Source organism: Desulfatiferula olefinivorans, from assembly GCF_054657895.1.
In genome coordinates, this window is the sequence record NZ_BAAHXV010000029.1 from 15,096 (window position 1) to 29,992 (window position 14,897).

Genomic DNA, 14,897 nt, shown 5'->3' on the forward strand with positions numbered 1-14,897 from the left:
TGTCTGCGTTGCGTGTCATCCGACGTCGAACCGCATCAGGTCCTCGGCCGCAAACAGCTTTCCATCATATGTTTTGCGGCATGCTTTTGCAATATCTGTTTTGTCGCATTCGGGATAAAAATGAGTGAGGACAAGGACTTTGACCCCGGCCCGCCGGGCGATGTCGCCGGCCAGGGAGGGCGTCAGGTGACCGTCCGTCTTCAGATGATCCGGACAGGCGGACTCGCAGACAAAGAGGTCGGCATTCCGGGCCAGGTCGATCAGGCTTTCGCAGTGATCGGTGTCGCCGGAATATACCGTCACGCGGCCCTTGCGTTCCACGCGGAAGGCCAGGCTTTCGGCGTTGTGACGGACCGGAGCGGTTCGAATGACGAGGTCGAAGGCCGTGATCCGGTCCGGACCCGCGCCCCCCAGTTCCACCAGGCTCATGCGCTGGGGACCCAAATCGATCCAACGGCCGAACACCTGTTTGAGGGCCTTGAAAAAGTCGGTGAATCCCGGACCGCCGATCAGGGTCAGATGATGGCCGTCCCGGTGAAGGGCGGGGTTTCTGAGGGCAAACAGAAACGAGGCCAGTTCGCCGCTGTGGTCCGGATGAAAATGGCTGAGACACAGGTGGGTGATGTCCTCGAGCCGGGTCCGGTTTTCCAGGAGCCGGCGAATGGTTCCGGCCCCCACATCGAACAAAAGGGTGGCGGCGCCCGCCTCGACGAGCAGTGAACAGGCGCTTCGCCGGAGGGACGGCACGCCGGTGCCCGAACCCAGAATGGTGACACGCATCAGGTGGTCGTTCATGGTCCTCCCGCACAGGTTCCGGGGGTCAACGCGGTATCCGCGTCGGGGGTTGGGGGTTTTTCCCATACAAATGAGACGGTGTCCCTATAGACAGGACCCCGTCTGATTTCTTATATAACGTCCATCCCCCCCTCCTCGGGTATTATGTTCATAATACCCGGAAAAGAACGTTCGAGTCATGAAAAAAGCTTACCTCAGTTTCTCTTCTCAGGCGGCCTTCGGGCCGCCCAGCTTTTTTAGGGGGCCGTGATCCAGTGATGGGCAAGATCCCCTCCCCGGAGGCTTTCATACAGCGCGATGCCCACCGCGGTGGACAGATTCAGGCAGCGGATCTCCCCGGTGATGGGGATGTGGTAGGTCCGGCCGGGGAAGCGTTCGATCACCGTGTCCGGGAGTCCCCGGGTTTCCGACCCGAACACCAGGAACATCCGCCTGGGGCGGGGCATGTCCCGGAAGGATCGGGAACCGCCTTTGGCAAACAGGGCGAGTTCATCATCCCGGGGAGCAAGGGCCTCTATGAAGGCGTCCATGTGGTCCCAGACCGACAGCCGGACCCGGTCCCAGTAATCCAGGCCCGCCCGTTTGACCTGACGGTCGTCCAGGGAAAAGCCCAGAGGCCGGATCAGGTGCAGAAAGGCCCCAGTCCCCAGGCAGGTACGCCCGATGTTGCCCGTGTTCCAGTGCACCTCCGGTGCCACCAGCACCACATGCCGCTCGATCCTATCCGTTTTGCCGGTCACGTCATCACCCATGGTATTATCTTCCTTCCGACCGTTTCCGACTGATTCGTATCACAAAAAATCCCTGTTTCATATTGACTTATCATCATGAAGGGGATTAGGTTTTCAGTGATGAATCCATAAACACGTCATCGAATCCGATACGGGGGGATCGTCGGGGTCTCCCGCACAGCCGGTCTGTTTACGTTTACCCCAGAGAGGTCAGGATGATCATCGATTTTCACACCCATATTTTTCAGAAAGAGGTTATCGAGCGTCGGGACATGTTTTTCCAGGGTGAACCGGCCTTCAAGCTTCTGTACGACTCACCCAAGGCTAGGATTGTCGACGCCGACGACCTGATTCGCGTGATGGACGAGGACGGGGTTGACCGGTCCGTGGTGTTCGGTTTTCCCTGGGTCAATCCCGACACCTTCAAGCGGAACAACGACTGCATCGCCGAGGCCGTGGCCCGGTACCCGGACCGGCTGATCGGCATGGGCTGCTTTGACCTGAACAGCCCCGAGGCGGGAAAGGAGACCGAACGCTGTCTGGCCGCCGGTCTGTCCGGCATCGGGGAGCTGGCCTTTTACGAATCCGGCATCGATGCGGCGGCCCTTGAAAAAATGGTGCCGGTCATGGCGCTGTGTCGGGAAAAAGGGCTGCCGGTCTTAATTCACACCAACGAACCCGTGGGACACATGTATCCGGGAAAAACCCCCATCACCCTCTCCCAGATCTACAACCTGGCCGCGGCCTTTCCGGATAACCTGATCGTCCTGGCCCACTGGGGCGGGGGAATCTTTTTTTTCAACCGGCTCAAGCGCGAGGCCAAAGAGGTGCTGAAAAACGTGTATTACGACACGGCGGCCTCGCCCTTTCTCTACGACCTGGACATCTACCGGGCGGCCGTCGATCTGGCGGGCCTCGACAAAATCCTGATGGGCAGTGACTATCCCCTGCTGAAGCCCTCCCGGTACATCCGGGACATCGACGCCTCCGGCGTCACAGCCGATCAAAAGGCCGCCATCATCGGCGGCAACGCGGCCCGGATTCTGGGACTGTCCTGACACGATCTGGGGGGACGGGGCCATCACGGAACCGAACCCACACCGACCACCGTTTGACCGGAGACACGTATTCATGCAGACCAACAAGCCCCTTGTCTTTTTTCGTCACGCCGCCCCTTGGGTGATTCTTATGATCCTGACGGGCCTCATCACGGCCTGCGGTTCAAAGCAGACGGCACCGAGCCCCTCGGCCTTTCTCGAACGCAGTAAATACGCCCGATACGACGAAGCGCAGAGCGTTGCCGAGCCGGAACCGATCCCGGCCCCGTCGGACACGAACCTATCGCTTGAACCGTCGAAGGCCGCAGCGCGGAAGGTTCATTACAACGGCTATGCCCGCATGCGGTCCCCCCGGCCCGACGCACTCATCGATCAGGCCCGGGAACGGGTGGTCGCATCCGGGGGGTATGTGGAGCGGATCAGTGAGGGCAACGCCGTGTTCCGTGTGCCGGTTCGGTCGTTTCAGACGGTGTTCAACGCCATCCTTGCCCTGGGTGAGGTACAGGCCCGGCATGTTTCAGCCCGGGACGTGACCGACGCCTACACCGATATGACGCTGCAGCTTTCCATTGCCAAGGCCGCACGAAACCGGTATCTCGAACTCTTGAATCAGGCCGCGGACGAAGAGGAAAAGCTTTCCCTTCTCAATGAGATCGCCCGTCTGAACGAACGGATCGAAGCCATGGAACGCCGCCTGAAAACCCTTACGACCCTGGCCGATTTTTCCCGGATCAGCCTGGATGTGACCGGGATCGACATGGGGCTTTCTTCCGGAGACACGGAGGATGTTTTCGAATTCAGGTGGATCCACTCCCTGTCTCCCTTTTCACGGGCCTGCCTGGAAAGCGGTCGGACCCTTTCCTTTGAAACCCCGGCGGGCATGGTGGCCCTGGGCGGGCCGGCCTGGATCACGGAAAGCGCCGAGGGGGTGGTGCTAAGCGCCCACCGGCGGGACAACCGGCCCTCGGGGGACACGGCGTTCTGGGTGAGGGCCGTGGCGAACCGGCTGGAAAAAGGCTTTGCCTCCATGACGGAGAAAACGGCGGGGGACTTTACCCTGCTGCGCATGGAAAGCCTTTCCGAGCCGTCCTATGTCTACGTCGTGGGACTACGGGCCGCGGACAAAACCCTCCAGGTGATCGAAATCTACTATCCCGACGAAGATCTTGAAACGCGCCATGGGGCGGCCATTCTGGACACCCTCGTCACGGGCGTGAAATAAAACGATCAAAGGACATGATTATGACTCGGCATCGACAGACATCCAACCCGCGCCGGCCATCAGGGTTTCGGGCCGGGGTGCTGCTTCTTTTCACCCTCGCCCTTGTTCCCGTCCCGTCCCAGGGGGCTCCGGCCCTGTTTGAATCAACCGCCCTGACCCTTTCGGTCAGTGACCCCGACCGGGCCGCCGCCGATCTGATCGGAAAGGCCGAGGCCCTTGGGGGGTATTTTACCGAACTGTCGGACCAGGCGGTGACGGTGAGGATTCCCTCGGCCCTCAGTCCGGCCTTTGTCTCTTACTGCAACACCCTGGGGATCCTTGTCGAGCGACGGCTGGAGACCCGGGGGTATGACGAGGCCCTGGATCAGGCCCGCACGAGTCTTGCGGCCAAACAGGATATCCTGAACAGGTACCTGGCCGTACTGAAGGCGTCGAAACGGAAAACCATCGTCGGGGTCGAGCGGGCCGTGATGGAGGTGGTCGGCGACATCGAACGCCTCAAAGGATCCATCGCCTTCATGGAGCACGAGCTGGCCTTCGCCCGGGTGACGGTGAGTTTCCGGTTCACGGACCGATCGGTTCCGGCCTTTTCCGGCCGATCCTCCTTTCCCTGGCTGAACACCCTTTCCCTGGCCACCCTGATCGAGGAGTTCACCGATGAAAAATAAACGCCCCGTCCTGCTTCTGCTGTTCACCGCCCTTGTTTTGGCACTTGCCGGATGCCGGAGCCTGCCGTTGGCGGCCCCGTCAGGTTTTGCCGCCTACGAGGGCTCGTTTCCCTTTCGGGCCGTCAGTCCCGACGGGGTGATGTACCGGGTGAGAACCGAAGACAACACGCCCTTTGCCGAATTGACGTTCTGGAAAACGGCCCTTCGGAAACACATGACCGATTCGGGGTACCGTGTTATCGCCGATGCGGATCTGACGACCAAAACCCTGCCCGGTTATCAGCTTGAACTGGCCGCCCCGATGGGCGATCGGGATTTCACCTATCTGATCACCCTGTTTGTCGACGGCGACACGCTGATTATCGCCGAAGCCGCCGGGGACATGGCCCTCTTCAAACAGCACCGGAGTGCCGTCGACGCGGCAGTCATCGCATTGGGAACACGGGAGGACCGATGAAGATCGCCATTTACGGTGCAGGATCTTTGGGAACGGTTTTAGGGGCCTTTCTCGCCCGCGGCGGGATGGACGTGGATCTGATCAACCGCAACAGGGCGCATGTGGACGGGTTGAAAACCCAAGGCGCCCGGATTGTCGGCACGGTCCGCATGACCGTGCCGGTTTCGGCCCTTCTGCCCGATGAAATGACCGGGCGCTATGACCTGATCTTTTTGATGACCAAGCAGATGGACAATCCGGCGGTGGTGGCGGGCCTGAAACAGCACCTGAAAGACGACGGCGTGATCTGCACCTTTCAAAACGGTCTGCCTGAACGGTCCGTGGCCGACATCATCGGCGAGGACAGAACCTTCGGATGCGCCACCTCCTGGGGCGCCACCCTGATCGGCGGCGGCGTCTGCGAGCTGACCTCGGCCCCGGAAAGTCTGACCTTCGGCCTGGGGGCGATGAACCCCAAACGGACGGACAGACTGGCCGACATCAAGCGGGTGCTTGAGCTGATGGGCCCGGTCGAGATCGAGGACAACTTCATCGGCGCCAGGTGGTCCAAGCTTTTGGTCAACTGCTCGTTCAGCGGCATGTCCGCCGTCCTGGGGACCACCTACGGCGGGGTCGCCCGGAACAGAAGGTCCCGACTGTGCGCCCAGCGGATCATCAAGGAGTGCTTCGATACGGCAAAGGGGGCGGGCATCATCCCGGCGCCCATCCAGGGCAAGAACATTGCCGCGCTTCTGGACTATCAGTCGACCGTTAAACGGCTCTTCGTGTTCGCCATCCTCCCGTTTGCCGTCCGCAAACACCGGCGGCTCAAGGCCAGCATGCTTCAGGATCTGGAAAAGGGCAAGCCCTGTGAAATCGATGCGATCAACGGTGTCGTCTGCGCCTATGGCCGGCGGTATGGTGTCCCGACGCCCGTGAACGACCGGGTGGTTTCGGTGATCCGCGACATCGAGGCGGGCCGTCTTTCCCCCTCCTTCGACAACCTTTCCCTGTTCGACGACCTGCTTGACCGTAAATAACCGTTAACGGATCACCCCGCCCAGTCCCAGGGGCAGCATGAAGGTCAGGCCCAGGGCCGGCTTTCGGTCGTCGGTGAGACCCGCAAAGAGGCCCATGTATTTCCAGAAGGGGGCCTTGGTCAACGGATAGATGTTCAGCCTGAAACGCAGGTTTTCCGTGCCGTTGACAATGGCGGACCAGAGCAGGCTGTTGTTTCGGTCATAAAACAGGCCGCCGCTCAGCCGGAACTCGGCCGGGATATCCCGGGACAGGTCCACCCGGGTGGTGGAAAGGCCCGCTCCCCAGGACAGGGCCGTGCACCCATCGATCCGGTGGGACAGGCCGATCAGGTTGTTCATGCCCATGTAGACAAACAGCCGGGGGGCGTCCGTTCCGAACCAGGCCGGCCGGATCACGTAGTTGATCCCGGCGTTCAGGCAGGTTTTCTCATCGATGTCGACCGTCAGAAGGTGGGGCCAGACGGCCGGAGACAGGCGCCTTTGAATGAATCCGGCCACGGTGTCGCTGCTGAACAGAAGGATGCCGATGGGCCTGAAGATCAGCACGTCGGCCACCTCGTCGTCGGCGGTGGTGCTTTTCTTCTCCACCGCCTCCTGAAGGAGTTCGCCGGTCATGGCCAGGGCCGCCGCCCAGAGCTTCGGCGCCGGATAGCCGTGGGCCTTGAGGTATTCGGCATCCTTGCGGAACACCAGGCCGCCGCCAAACAGATGCAGTGCGTAATTGGGCACCATGGCGTAACGGTCCCGGGTCCGCTCTCCGCCCATGGGAAAGAGCTGGCGGTTGACGAAGGCCCGGGTTCCCCCTTCTTCGTCGATGGCGGAAAAAGGATCGCTCAGGTGGTCGATCACCGTGTCCCAGCGCTCATTCATGTCATGGGTGTCGAAGTTTTCACTGAGCTGCACCGTATCGAAGGTGTAGGCGAAAAAAAGGGACAGGGGCGTGTACAGCGCCTCCGACCCGTAAGGCTGTGGCGTGTAAAAAAACCGCTCCATGGCCCCGGCCTGCGAACCTGCCAGAACCACGATCAGAATCCCAAGCCCTATGACTGTGTTTCGTCCCATTCACCTCCCAACACCCCATCGTTGACATTGATTCATCGTGTGTATCCCATGCCACCCATCCAATCAATCGAAATTGATTTCGATTTCGATGGGAACAATGCCAACAGCCTTGAAAAGGTCGAGGACAATCACGGTGATTTTTGGGAAAGTGCGTTAAGCAGGTCGCGTTGAAGAAGGAAATCTGGCGGGCATTAGCACACATCCATGGCTTGAATGGAGGCCGACAGACGATACACTCACACGACCATTCACAATTTCAGCCAGGGTCTCGATTCTGTGGGGACTCTGTAAATCTTCGGGGGCTGTGGCATGAAAAAGCTGATGGTTCTTCTCTGGGTGCTGCTTGTGCCGGCGAGTCTGTACAGCCTGGAGACGGCAGACAGGGTTCTGGTCATCAATCCGATCACCCCTGCCACAAAACAGCGATGATCGGGGCTGTGTTGAAACAAGGGCTTCGTAGATTCCTGCCGCCTGGAATGCCTGAGCCGTATAGTCACTCACGGGTAAGGAGCCCCAATACCTATCCAATCGCATGTATGATCGATAAAATACATGGGCCTCTTCCTGCGGGACAGATTCATGCCGTTCACGGTCACGTTTACGGTCACGAGCACGCGTACGTTCACGATGGCGGACGACGACACGTTTACCGTCGCTGTCAGAGGGTGCAACCGGCGTGGGACGAGCCGGTCGAGCCGGTTTCGGTCTCCCGTGCTCGTGCGCGTGAACATGCACGTGAACGAATGCGACATGCGGTTGCTCTTGTCCCAATACCCCGCCCGCTTGCGGCGGGGTCGTTTATTTAAGCCACGTCGAAACCATTTCGGGATTTTCCTCGACCCATTTTTTTGCTGAGGCCTCGGGTTCCATACCATCCTGGTTCCATACCATGATCTGGCCAATTTCAGCCGTGGTCCAGGCAAACGCATCCAGGAATGCGTACACATCCGGCATGTCCTTTTTAAGGCCTTTTCGGACGATGGTATTGATGGTTTCTTCGGCACCGAAAATACCCTTCGGATCGTTGAGGATTTTCAGGTTCCAGCGACCGAACTTCCAGTGGGGAGCCCATCCTGTGACGACAATCCACTCGTTCTTTTTAATGGCGTTACCGAGCATGGCCGTCATCATCGCTCCGGAACCTTCAAGCAGTTCCATGTCCTTCAGATGATAGGCCGGCATGGCTTGCTCAGCCATTCCCATGATGCCTGCTCCAGGATCGATGCCGATGATTTTGTTACTGAATTTTTTTGCATTGGCATTGAGCTGCTCAATGGAATCAATGGTCACATAGTTGGGCACCACAAGCCCGAGTTTCGCACCGTTGAGATTTGGTCCAAGGTCTTCCACCTTGGCTTTGATTTTGTTCATATAATCCTTGTGGGTGACCGGCAGCCATGCGGTGGTGATGGCATCCACATCGCCGATGGACAGGGCTTGGTACATGGCTGCCGCAGAGACGGACAACAGCTCACAGGGATAGCCCAGTTTTTCTTCAATGATGATCTTGGCGACGTTTGAGCTTGCCGTGGCGCAGGACCATTCAACATAGGCGATTCGAACGGTGGGTTTCTTTTCGGCAAAAGCGTTGCCGGCGAGCATCAGTGTCATTGTCAGGATGATGGCGACGATGAGATGGTTTGATCGTGTCATGGCGTTTTCCTTTTTTATTAGGTCTTAAAGATATGTAAAAGCATATTATTTCCTGGTGTGACCGAGGGATTGCATCAGACGATCCAGAACAATGGCGACGATGACAATGCTCAGGCCCGCTTCAAATCCTTTGCCGGGCTGAAGCCGCTGGATGGCTTTCCAGACTTCACCGCCCAGACCCTTGGCACCGATCATGGCGGCGATGACGACCATGGACAGGGCCAGCATGATCGTCTGGTTGATTCCGGCCATAATCGTGGGCGTGGCAATGGGGATCTGGAGTTTGACCAGCTTCTGCCATTTGTTGGAACCAAAAGAATCGGCTGCTTCGATAAGATCCCGGGGAACCTGACGGATGCCTAAGGCCGTAAGTCTTATGGATGGTGGCATGGCAAAGATCATGGTGGAAAAAATGGCAGCCACCTTTCCGAGACCGAAAAAGGGGATGGCCGGGATCAGATAGACAAAGGCCGGCATGGTCTGCATGAAGTCCAGAATCGGCATCGTGATTTTATTGGCCGTATCGTTCAGTGCCGCAAGGATACCTAAGGGGAAGCCGATGGCGATGGTGATGAGGGTTGCCACACAGACCAGAGCCAGTGTGCTTATCGTTGCGTTCCATAAGCCCATGTTTAGAATGAGTAAAAAACCGATCAGGGTGAACAGGGACAGTCCTTTTTTTCTTGAGATGGCAAAGGTGGTCCCGGTGATCAGGATGATGAACAACCACGGTGGCGGGAGAAGCATGACCTTGATCAAAAGGTTGATGCCTGCTTCCGTAATATGCGAGATGACATTCGTCAGTACGGAAAAATGCTCGACTAAAAAATCAATGATGACTTCTATGGATTGTCCCACAGGAAGTTTCGGTATATCAAACTGCATCAGTTTCCTCCGTGTGAAAGCGCTGAAAGGAGCGTGCCGCGGATGATGACGCCGGTGAATTTGCCTTCATCCGTTACAACGGCAAGGGGGTGGGGGATGTCTTTCATGATATCGACAAGCTCTGAAGCCGGTGTTGTCGGTGAAACGGTTTTGATGTCCCGTCGGATGATCGATTCGATGGAGGTGTCCCCACGTTTGGCCGCCTCTGACGCATCTTCATCGGTTACCATCCCCACAAACGAGTGGTTTTTGGTGATAACGAAAATATACGAAATTCCGGCTTTATCCATTTTTCGGAGCAGAGATTTCGGACCATCCTGGCCCAGCGTCCCGACATCGGTTGTTTTTCGTTTGACCGACTCGGCGGTCAGGACCTTGGTCATGTCCACATCCTCCACAAATTTTTGGACATAGCGTGTGGCCGGGTTGGACAGGATTTCATCCGGCGTTCCGATCTGGACGATGGCGCCGTCTTTCATCAGGATGATGCGATCCCCGAGTTTCAACGCTTCATCGAGATCGTGGCTGATGAATATGATGGTCTTGTTCAATCTGGACTGAAGTTCGATCAGTTCATCCTGCATATCTTTCCGGATCAGGGGATCCAGAGCGCTGAACGCCTCATCCATCAGAAGGATGTCCGGATCGAGGGCAAGCGCACGGGCAAGGCCAACACGCTGTTGCATCCCTCCGCTCAACTGGCTCGGATAGGATGCTTCCCAGCCTTTCAGCCCCACCTGCTCCAGGACTTCCATGGATTTTTCCTGACGGGTCTTTTTGTCCACCCCTTTTATTTCAAGGCCGTATTCGGTGTTCTCTAACACGGTCCGGTGGGGGAACAATGCGAAATTCTGAAAGACCATGCCGAATTTGTTCTGCCTGACCTGGCGAAGCTGTTCCGCGCCCAGGCTCGCAACGTCGATGCCGTCCACAATGATTTTTCCCCGGGTGGGATTGATCAGACGGTTCAGGCATCTTACAAGCGTTGATTTGCCGCTTCCCGAAAGGCCCATGACCACAACGATTTCGCCTTCATTTACCTCGAAGCCGGCATTGTTCACGCCGACCCCGAGACCGGTTTTTTCAAGAATAAAATCTTTGGATTCACCTTTTTCGAGCATGGAAATGGCCCGTGAAGGATTTTTCCCAAATATTTTGAAAAGGTTTTCAACGATTATTTTCGGTTTCATAGCCCTCTGTGTGTTTTAATGGTTTGCCTGACGACATTTGCCCATGAATATCGACCCCGTCGGTTGAAACACCCGCCAGTCAGCCCGCCGGTCAGATAGATAAAAAAACGGATATGCTGAAATTAGTCTGACACGAAGTGATGACGGCAGGATGCGTGCTCTGTCAATGAGGCATATATCTCAGAAAATACATTTTACGTTTATATAATAGATTGTGATATTTATCAAATGGTTTATTCTTTTTTAAAGAATAACCGATATGCTATATTTTAATTACTCAATATGATTCAACTCAAGCGTCATAAAGAGAATGAATATAGGCGGTTCATGATACATGGAAACAGTGTTTGGCGGTTTCCTGTTGTTTTCTGAAAACCGATGGCCTAAACAAGAATCCGCTTGCCCGGATACCGGGGTCTGTGATAGGGCTGCCCTTTTTCATGAGAGACAACGAAGCGGAAAAGACAATGATTCATCTGAACGGCATCAGCAAGCAGCACGGATCCCAGGTTTTGTTCACCAACGCGAGCTTCCAGATCCTTCCCGGCACTTGCACGGGGCTGGTCGGTCCCAACGGGGCGGGGAAGACCACCCTGTTCCGCCTGATCGTGGGCGAGGAGCATCCTGACGCGGGGGAGATCATTTGTGCCAAACAGACCCGCATCGGGTATTTTTCCCAGGATGTGGGGGAGATGTCGGGGCGAAGTGCCTTAGGCGAGGTGATGGCGGCGGCCGGAGAGGTGGTCCGCCTGGGTGAGGCCATTCAGGCCATGGAGGCGGCCATGGCCGAACCCATGGACGACGACGCCATGGCCGATCTTCTCGAACGGTACGGCAACGCCGTGGAGGAATTCGAGCATCGGGGCGGCTATGATCTGGAAAGCCGGGCCCAGGCCATGCTCACCGGTCTGGGCATCGGGCCTGCGGACCATCAGCGGCCCGTGGAGTCCTTCAGCGGCGGCTGGAAAATGCGTATCGCCCTGGCCCGGATTTTGACGGTGATGCCCGATGTGCTGCTGCTCGACGAGCCCACCAACCATCTGGATGTGGAATCCATCGTCTGGCTGGAAAACTGGCTGGCCGGCGAATTCAAGGGAGCCGTGCTGATGACCTGCCACGATCATGATTTCATGAACCGTCTGGCCACCCGGACCGTGGAGGTGGCCAACCGCACCGTGACCGTCTATGGCGGCAATTACGATTTCTACCTGAAAGAGCGGGAAATCCGCCGCGAACAGCTTCTGGCCAGCCACCGTCGCCAGCAGGAAATGCTGGCCAAGGAAGAGGAATTCATCGCACGGTTCGCGGCCCGGGCCTCCCACGCGGCCCAGGTCCAGTCCCGGATCAAGAAGATCGAAAAGATCGAACGCATCGAGATCCCGCCCGAGCAGAAACGCATGGTCTTCCAGTTTGCCGAGCCGCCCCGGTCCGGCGACGACGTCATTGCCATGAACGCGATGGGCAAGACCTGGCCCCGTCCCGACGGCGGCAATACCTCCGTGTTCGGCGGGGTGTCGGGCATGATCCGACGGGGTGAGAAAGTTGCCGTGGTGGGCGTGAACGGGGCGGGGAAATCGACCTTCCTCAAGGTCCTGGCCGGTGAAACCGAACCCACGGTCGGCACCGTCACCATCGGAGCCAATGTGACCGCAGGGTATTTCAGCCAGCACGCCATGGACATCCTCGATCCGGCCAAAACCGTGTTCGAAACCGTTCAGGACGCCATCCCCATGGCGAACATCGGCGTGGTGCGGAACCTCTGCGCCGCCTTTCTTTTCTCCGGCGACACGGTGGACAAGCGCATCGGCATGCTGTCCGGCGGCGAAAAAAGCCGGGTGGTTCTGGCCACCCTCCTGGCCCGGCCCATCAACCTTCTGATTCTCGACGAACCCACCAACCATCTGGACATCCTGGCCCGTGAGGTTCTGCTCGACGCCCTGATCCGCTTTCCCGGCACCGTGGTCATCGTCAGCCACGACCGCCACTTCCTCCGCTCCTTAGTCACCCGGGTTTTCGCCATCGACCACGGCGACATGATCGTCTACGAAGGCGATTACGCCTACTACCAGAGCAAGATGCGCGAGACGGAGGGCCGGAAATAAACACTGTCCCGACCGGGTCTCGGCGCAGGGTCACGTCGATCAGACCATCAGGTTGAGATTGGGCCGGGGGGACAGGGCGGGAAAGTCGGCATAGACGGCCCGGATGTTTTTTCTCAGTTGAGCGGTGTCGTCGGCCCTGATCAGCCGGGACCAGATGGCATGACCGAAGGTATGGTTGGCGGCGAAATAGATGGCGTTCTTCTTGAACATCTTGAGGGCGGTGCGGTCGTCGAAATGGTGCTCAAGGCCGTCCAGAAAGTCCAGCAGATACCGGGGATAGGCGTCTTTCTCCGGAACGAATCCCCGGGTGAGGGTGGCGAATATCCAGGGCTTGACCAGGGCGATGCGGCCTAAGGCCACCCCGTCACAGCCCGTTTCCTCGATCATCCGCCGGCAGTCGGCTGAGTCAAACACATTGCCGTTGCCGAAAACGGGGATGGCGACGGCCTCCTTGACCCGCCTGATGTGATCCCATCGGGGGGCGCGGCCCCGTCGGTCCGGAGCCACCCGGGGATGGAAGGTTAGGGCGTCGGCTCCGGCATCTTCGAGGCGCCTGGCCAGGCGAACCGAAGGGTCGGGGTCCGGGCTCCAGCCGGTACGGAATTTGGCGAACACGGGAATGGACACGGCCTTGCGGATGGCCGACACAATGGCCACGGCCCGGTCGGGATCCTTGAGCAGGGCGGCGCCGCAGTTTTTTTTGCAGATCACCGACACCGAGCAGCCGAAGTTCACATCCACGCCGAAGAACCCTTCGGCTTCGATACGGCGGGCGGCCCGGGCCATGACCTCGGGATCCGATCCGAACAGCTGGCAGACCAGGGTGTCCAGCTCCTCGTTTCGCCAGCGGAAGGTGATGGAGGTGCGGCGGTTTTCGTGGGGAACCAGGGTCGCGTTGCACATTTCCATGAACATCAGCCCGCAGCCGCCGAACCGGGCCACCCTCTCCCGGAACGCCACATTGCCCACCGTGGCCATGGGGGCCAGGGCCAGCCGGTTTTTGATGGTTTTCCCGCCGATGGCCAGGGGTTTGTCAATCAACGCACGGACATCCGTCACAGATCGTTCTCCTTCAGTGAAAAAAGCGCATCCTATCCCCGGCGGGGCCGATCAGGCAAGACAATTATCACGCCGGGGCCGAAACTTAACCGATTGCCTTATGGCGCGCGCTGTATTATAGTGGGCGTCTATTTTAATTCATATCAACGTCATATGGGGAAACACGATGAGTGATCATACATTTTATATGGTAGAGAAAAAAGCGCCCCTGGCCTGGGTCTGGCTAAATCGTCCTGAAAAGAAAAACGCGATGAATCCACCGGCCTGGTACGAACTCCCGGGTATATTCGACGATCTGAGCAACGATCCGGACATCCGCGCCGTGATCGTGGCCGGAAAAGGTCCCAGCTTCAGCGCGGGCATCGATCTGATGGGCATGATCGGAGAACTGCCGGAACTGCTCGACAGCGAACAGAAGGGCGGCGTGAAATGGCAGCTGATCCGGAAAATCTATCCCCTCCAGGAAACCATGACCTGCATCGAACGCTGCCGCAAACCGGTCATCGCGGCGGTTCACGGTTACTGCATCGGTGCGGGTCTGGACATGATCACCGCCTGTGATATCCGTCTGTGCTCCAAAGATGCGGTGTTTTCCCTGCGGGAGGCCGCCGTGGGGTTCGTGGCCGACGTGGGTGTTCTCCAGCGGATTCCCCTGATTGTGGGCCAGGGCATCGCCAGGGAGCTGGCCTATACCGCGAAAAATATCGACGCCGAGCGGGCGAAGAACATCCTTCTGGTCAACGAGGTCTATGAGGACCAGAACAGCCTGCTGGCCGCCGCCGAAGCCATGGCCATGGAGATTGCAGACAATTCCCCCCTGGCCGTGCAGGCCTCCAAAGACGTGCTCAACTATGGCGTGGGAAAATCCGTCGACGACGGCCTCAAGTACGTGGCGGCCATGAGTTCCAATATCATTCCCTCCCACGATCTGATGGAGGCGGTTACGGCCTTTGCTGAAAAGCGCAAGCCCAAATTCACCGGGAAGTAGACGCATCG

14 protein-coding genes are annotated in these 14,897 nt (G+C 58.1%); 7 read left to right on the forward strand and 7 right to left on the reverse strand.

Features of this window, described 5'->3' with window-relative positions; genetic code table 11:
- Positions 1–15: 15 nt before the first annotated feature.
- A complete protein-coding gene (locus tag ACYQ11_RS16945) occupies positions 16–795 on the reverse strand; it encodes an MBL fold metallo-hydrolase (protein ID WP_459925001.1) in 780 nt (259 codons plus the stop codon).
- Positions 796–1,031: 236 nt separating this feature from the next.
- The gene (locus tag ACYQ11_RS16950) at positions 1,032–1,547 is read right to left on the reverse strand and encodes a tRNA (cytidine(34)-2'-O)-methyltransferase (RefSeq protein ID WP_459925002.1); all 516 of its coding nucleotides are present in this window, start codon (positions 1,545–1,547) and stop codon (positions 1,032–1,034) included.
- Positions 1,548–1,741: 194 nt separating this feature from the next.
- On the opposite strand from ACYQ11_RS16950, the gene ACYQ11_RS16955 reads away from it, so the two are divergent.
- The 5 genes from ACYQ11_RS16955 to ACYQ11_RS16975 all read left to right on the forward strand — a co-directional run bounded on the left by ACYQ11_RS16955 (position 1,742) and on the right by ACYQ11_RS16975 (position 5,950).
- Positions 1,742–2,584 carry an amidohydrolase family protein gene (locus tag ACYQ11_RS16955; RefSeq protein WP_459925003.1) on the forward strand — a complete coding sequence of 281 codons (843 nt, stop codon included), beginning with the start codon at positions 1,742–1,744 and terminating at the stop codon, positions 2,582–2,584.
- Between the two features lie 73 nt (positions 2,585–2,657).
- On the forward strand, positions 2,658–3,806 hold the full coding sequence (locus ACYQ11_RS16960) for a DUF4349 domain-containing protein (RefSeq protein ID WP_459925004.1): 1,149 nt from the start codon (positions 2,658–2,660) through the stop codon (positions 3,804–3,806).
- Positions 3,807–3,826: 20 nt separating this feature from the next.
- Positions 3,827–4,474, forward strand: a complete 648-nt coding sequence (locus ACYQ11_RS16965; RefSeq protein ID WP_459925005.1) for a DUF4349 domain-containing protein — start codon at positions 3,827–3,829, stop codon at positions 4,472–4,474.
- Positions 4,464–4,931, forward strand: a complete 468-nt coding sequence (locus ACYQ11_RS16970) for a hypothetical protein (protein WP_459925006.1) — start codon at positions 4,464–4,466, stop codon at positions 4,929–4,931. Before ACYQ11_RS16965 ends, ACYQ11_RS16970 begins: the two co-directional genes overlap by 11 nt.
- Positions 4,928–5,950 (forward strand): ketopantoate reductase family protein, encoded by a 1,023-nt coding sequence (locus ACYQ11_RS16975; RefSeq protein ID WP_459925007.1) that lies wholly within the window; start codon positions 4,928–4,930, stop codon positions 5,948–5,950. The genes ACYQ11_RS16970 and ACYQ11_RS16975 overlap by 4 nt, the downstream gene beginning before the upstream one ends.
- A gap of 3 nt (positions 5,951–5,953) precedes the next feature.
- On the opposite strand, the gene ACYQ11_RS16980 is transcribed toward ACYQ11_RS16975, so the two are convergent.
- The 4 genes from ACYQ11_RS16980 to ACYQ11_RS16995 form a co-directional block, all read right to left on the reverse strand.
- The gene (locus ACYQ11_RS16980) at positions 5,954–7,012 is read right to left on the reverse strand and encodes a hypothetical protein (protein WP_459925008.1); all 1,059 of its coding nucleotides are present in this window, start codon (positions 7,010–7,012) and stop codon (positions 5,954–5,956) included.
- A gap of 798 nt (positions 7,013–7,810) precedes the next feature.
- Positions 7,811–8,665, reverse strand: a complete 855-nt coding sequence (locus ACYQ11_RS16985) for a glycine betaine ABC transporter substrate-binding protein (protein WP_459925009.1) — start codon at positions 8,663–8,665, stop codon at positions 7,811–7,813.
- Between the two features lie 45 nt (positions 8,666–8,710).
- Complete coding sequence (locus ACYQ11_RS16990; protein WP_459925010.1) at positions 8,711–9,550, reverse strand: ABC transporter permease; 840 nt, start codon at positions 9,548–9,550, stop codon at positions 8,711–8,713.
- Positions 9,550–10,671, reverse strand: coding sequence for a quaternary amine ABC transporter ATP-binding protein (locus tag ACYQ11_RS16995; RefSeq protein WP_459925011.1), 1,122 nt, complete (start codon positions 10,669–10,671; stop codon positions 9,550–9,552). The genes ACYQ11_RS16990 and ACYQ11_RS16995 overlap by 1 nt, the downstream gene beginning before the upstream one ends.
- A 536-nt stretch (positions 10,672–11,207) precedes the next feature.
- Between ACYQ11_RS16995 and ACYQ11_RS17000 the strand changes: the two genes are divergently transcribed.
- Positions 11,208–12,842, forward strand: a complete 1,635-nt coding sequence (locus ACYQ11_RS17000; RefSeq protein ID WP_459925012.1) for an ABC-F family ATP-binding cassette domain-containing protein — start codon at positions 11,208–11,210, stop codon at positions 12,840–12,842.
- 39 nt (positions 12,843–12,881) lie between these two features.
- Here ACYQ11_RS17000 and ACYQ11_RS17005 read toward each other — a convergent pair whose 3' ends face one another.
- Positions 12,882–13,901, reverse strand: a complete 1,020-nt coding sequence (locus ACYQ11_RS17005) for a tRNA dihydrouridine synthase (RefSeq protein WP_459925013.1) — start codon at positions 13,899–13,901, stop codon at positions 12,882–12,884.
- Between the two features lie 166 nt (positions 13,902–14,067).
- On the opposite strand from ACYQ11_RS17005, the gene ACYQ11_RS17010 reads away from it, so the two are divergent.
- Positions 14,068–14,889 (forward strand): crotonase/enoyl-CoA hydratase family protein, encoded by an 822-nt coding sequence (locus tag ACYQ11_RS17010; protein ID WP_459925014.1) that lies wholly within the window; start codon positions 14,068–14,070, stop codon positions 14,887–14,889.
- The last annotated feature ends 8 nt before the right edge of the window (positions 14,890–14,897 follow it).

What these genes read in the sequence shown, in the direction of transcription:
- ACYQ11_RS16945 (WP_459925001.1), bottom strand. Translation starts at nt 795, where the DNA reads ATGAACGACCACCTGATGCGTGTCACCATTCTGGGTTCGGGCACCGGC.
- ACYQ11_RS16950 (WP_459925002.1), bottom strand. Translation starts at nt 1,547, where the DNA reads ATGGGTGATGACGTGACCGGCAAAACGGATAGGATCGAGCGGCATGTG.
- ACYQ11_RS16955 (WP_459925003.1), top strand. Translation starts at nt 1,742, where the DNA reads ATGATCATCGATTTTCACACCCATATTTTTCAGAAAGAGGTTATCGAG.
- ACYQ11_RS16960 (WP_459925004.1), top strand. Translation starts at nt 2,658, where the DNA reads ATGCAGACCAACAAGCCCCTTGTCTTTTTTCGTCACGCCGCCCCTTGG.
- ACYQ11_RS16965 (WP_459925005.1), top strand. Translation starts at nt 3,827, where the DNA reads ATGACTCGGCATCGACAGACATCCAACCCGCGCCGGCCATCAGGGTTT.
- ACYQ11_RS16970 (WP_459925006.1), top strand. Translation starts at nt 4,464, where the DNA reads ATGAAAAATAAACGCCCCGTCCTGCTTCTGCTGTTCACCGCCCTTGTT.
- ACYQ11_RS16975 (WP_459925007.1), top strand. Translation starts at nt 4,928, where the DNA reads ATGAAGATCGCCATTTACGGTGCAGGATCTTTGGGAACGGTTTTAGGG.
- ACYQ11_RS16980 (WP_459925008.1), bottom strand. Translation starts at nt 7,012, where the DNA reads ATGGGACGAAACACAGTCATAGGGCTTGGGATTCTGATCGTGGTTCTG.
- ACYQ11_RS16985 (WP_459925009.1), bottom strand. Translation starts at nt 8,665, where the DNA reads ATGACACGATCAAACCATCTCATCGTCGCCATCATCCTGACAATGACA.
- ACYQ11_RS16990 (WP_459925010.1), bottom strand. Translation starts at nt 9,550, where the DNA reads ATGCAGTTTGATATACCGAAACTTCCTGTGGGACAATCCATAGAAGTC.
- ACYQ11_RS16995 (WP_459925011.1), bottom strand. Translation starts at nt 10,671, where the DNA reads ATGCTCGAAAAAGGTGAATCCAAAGATTTTATTCTTGAAAAAACCGGT.
- ACYQ11_RS17000 (WP_459925012.1), top strand. Translation starts at nt 11,208, where the DNA reads ATGATTCATCTGAACGGCATCAGCAAGCAGCACGGATCCCAGGTTTTG.
- ACYQ11_RS17010 (WP_459925014.1), top strand. Translation starts at nt 14,068, where the DNA reads ATGAGTGATCATACATTTTATATGGTAGAGAAAAAAGCGCCCCTGGCC.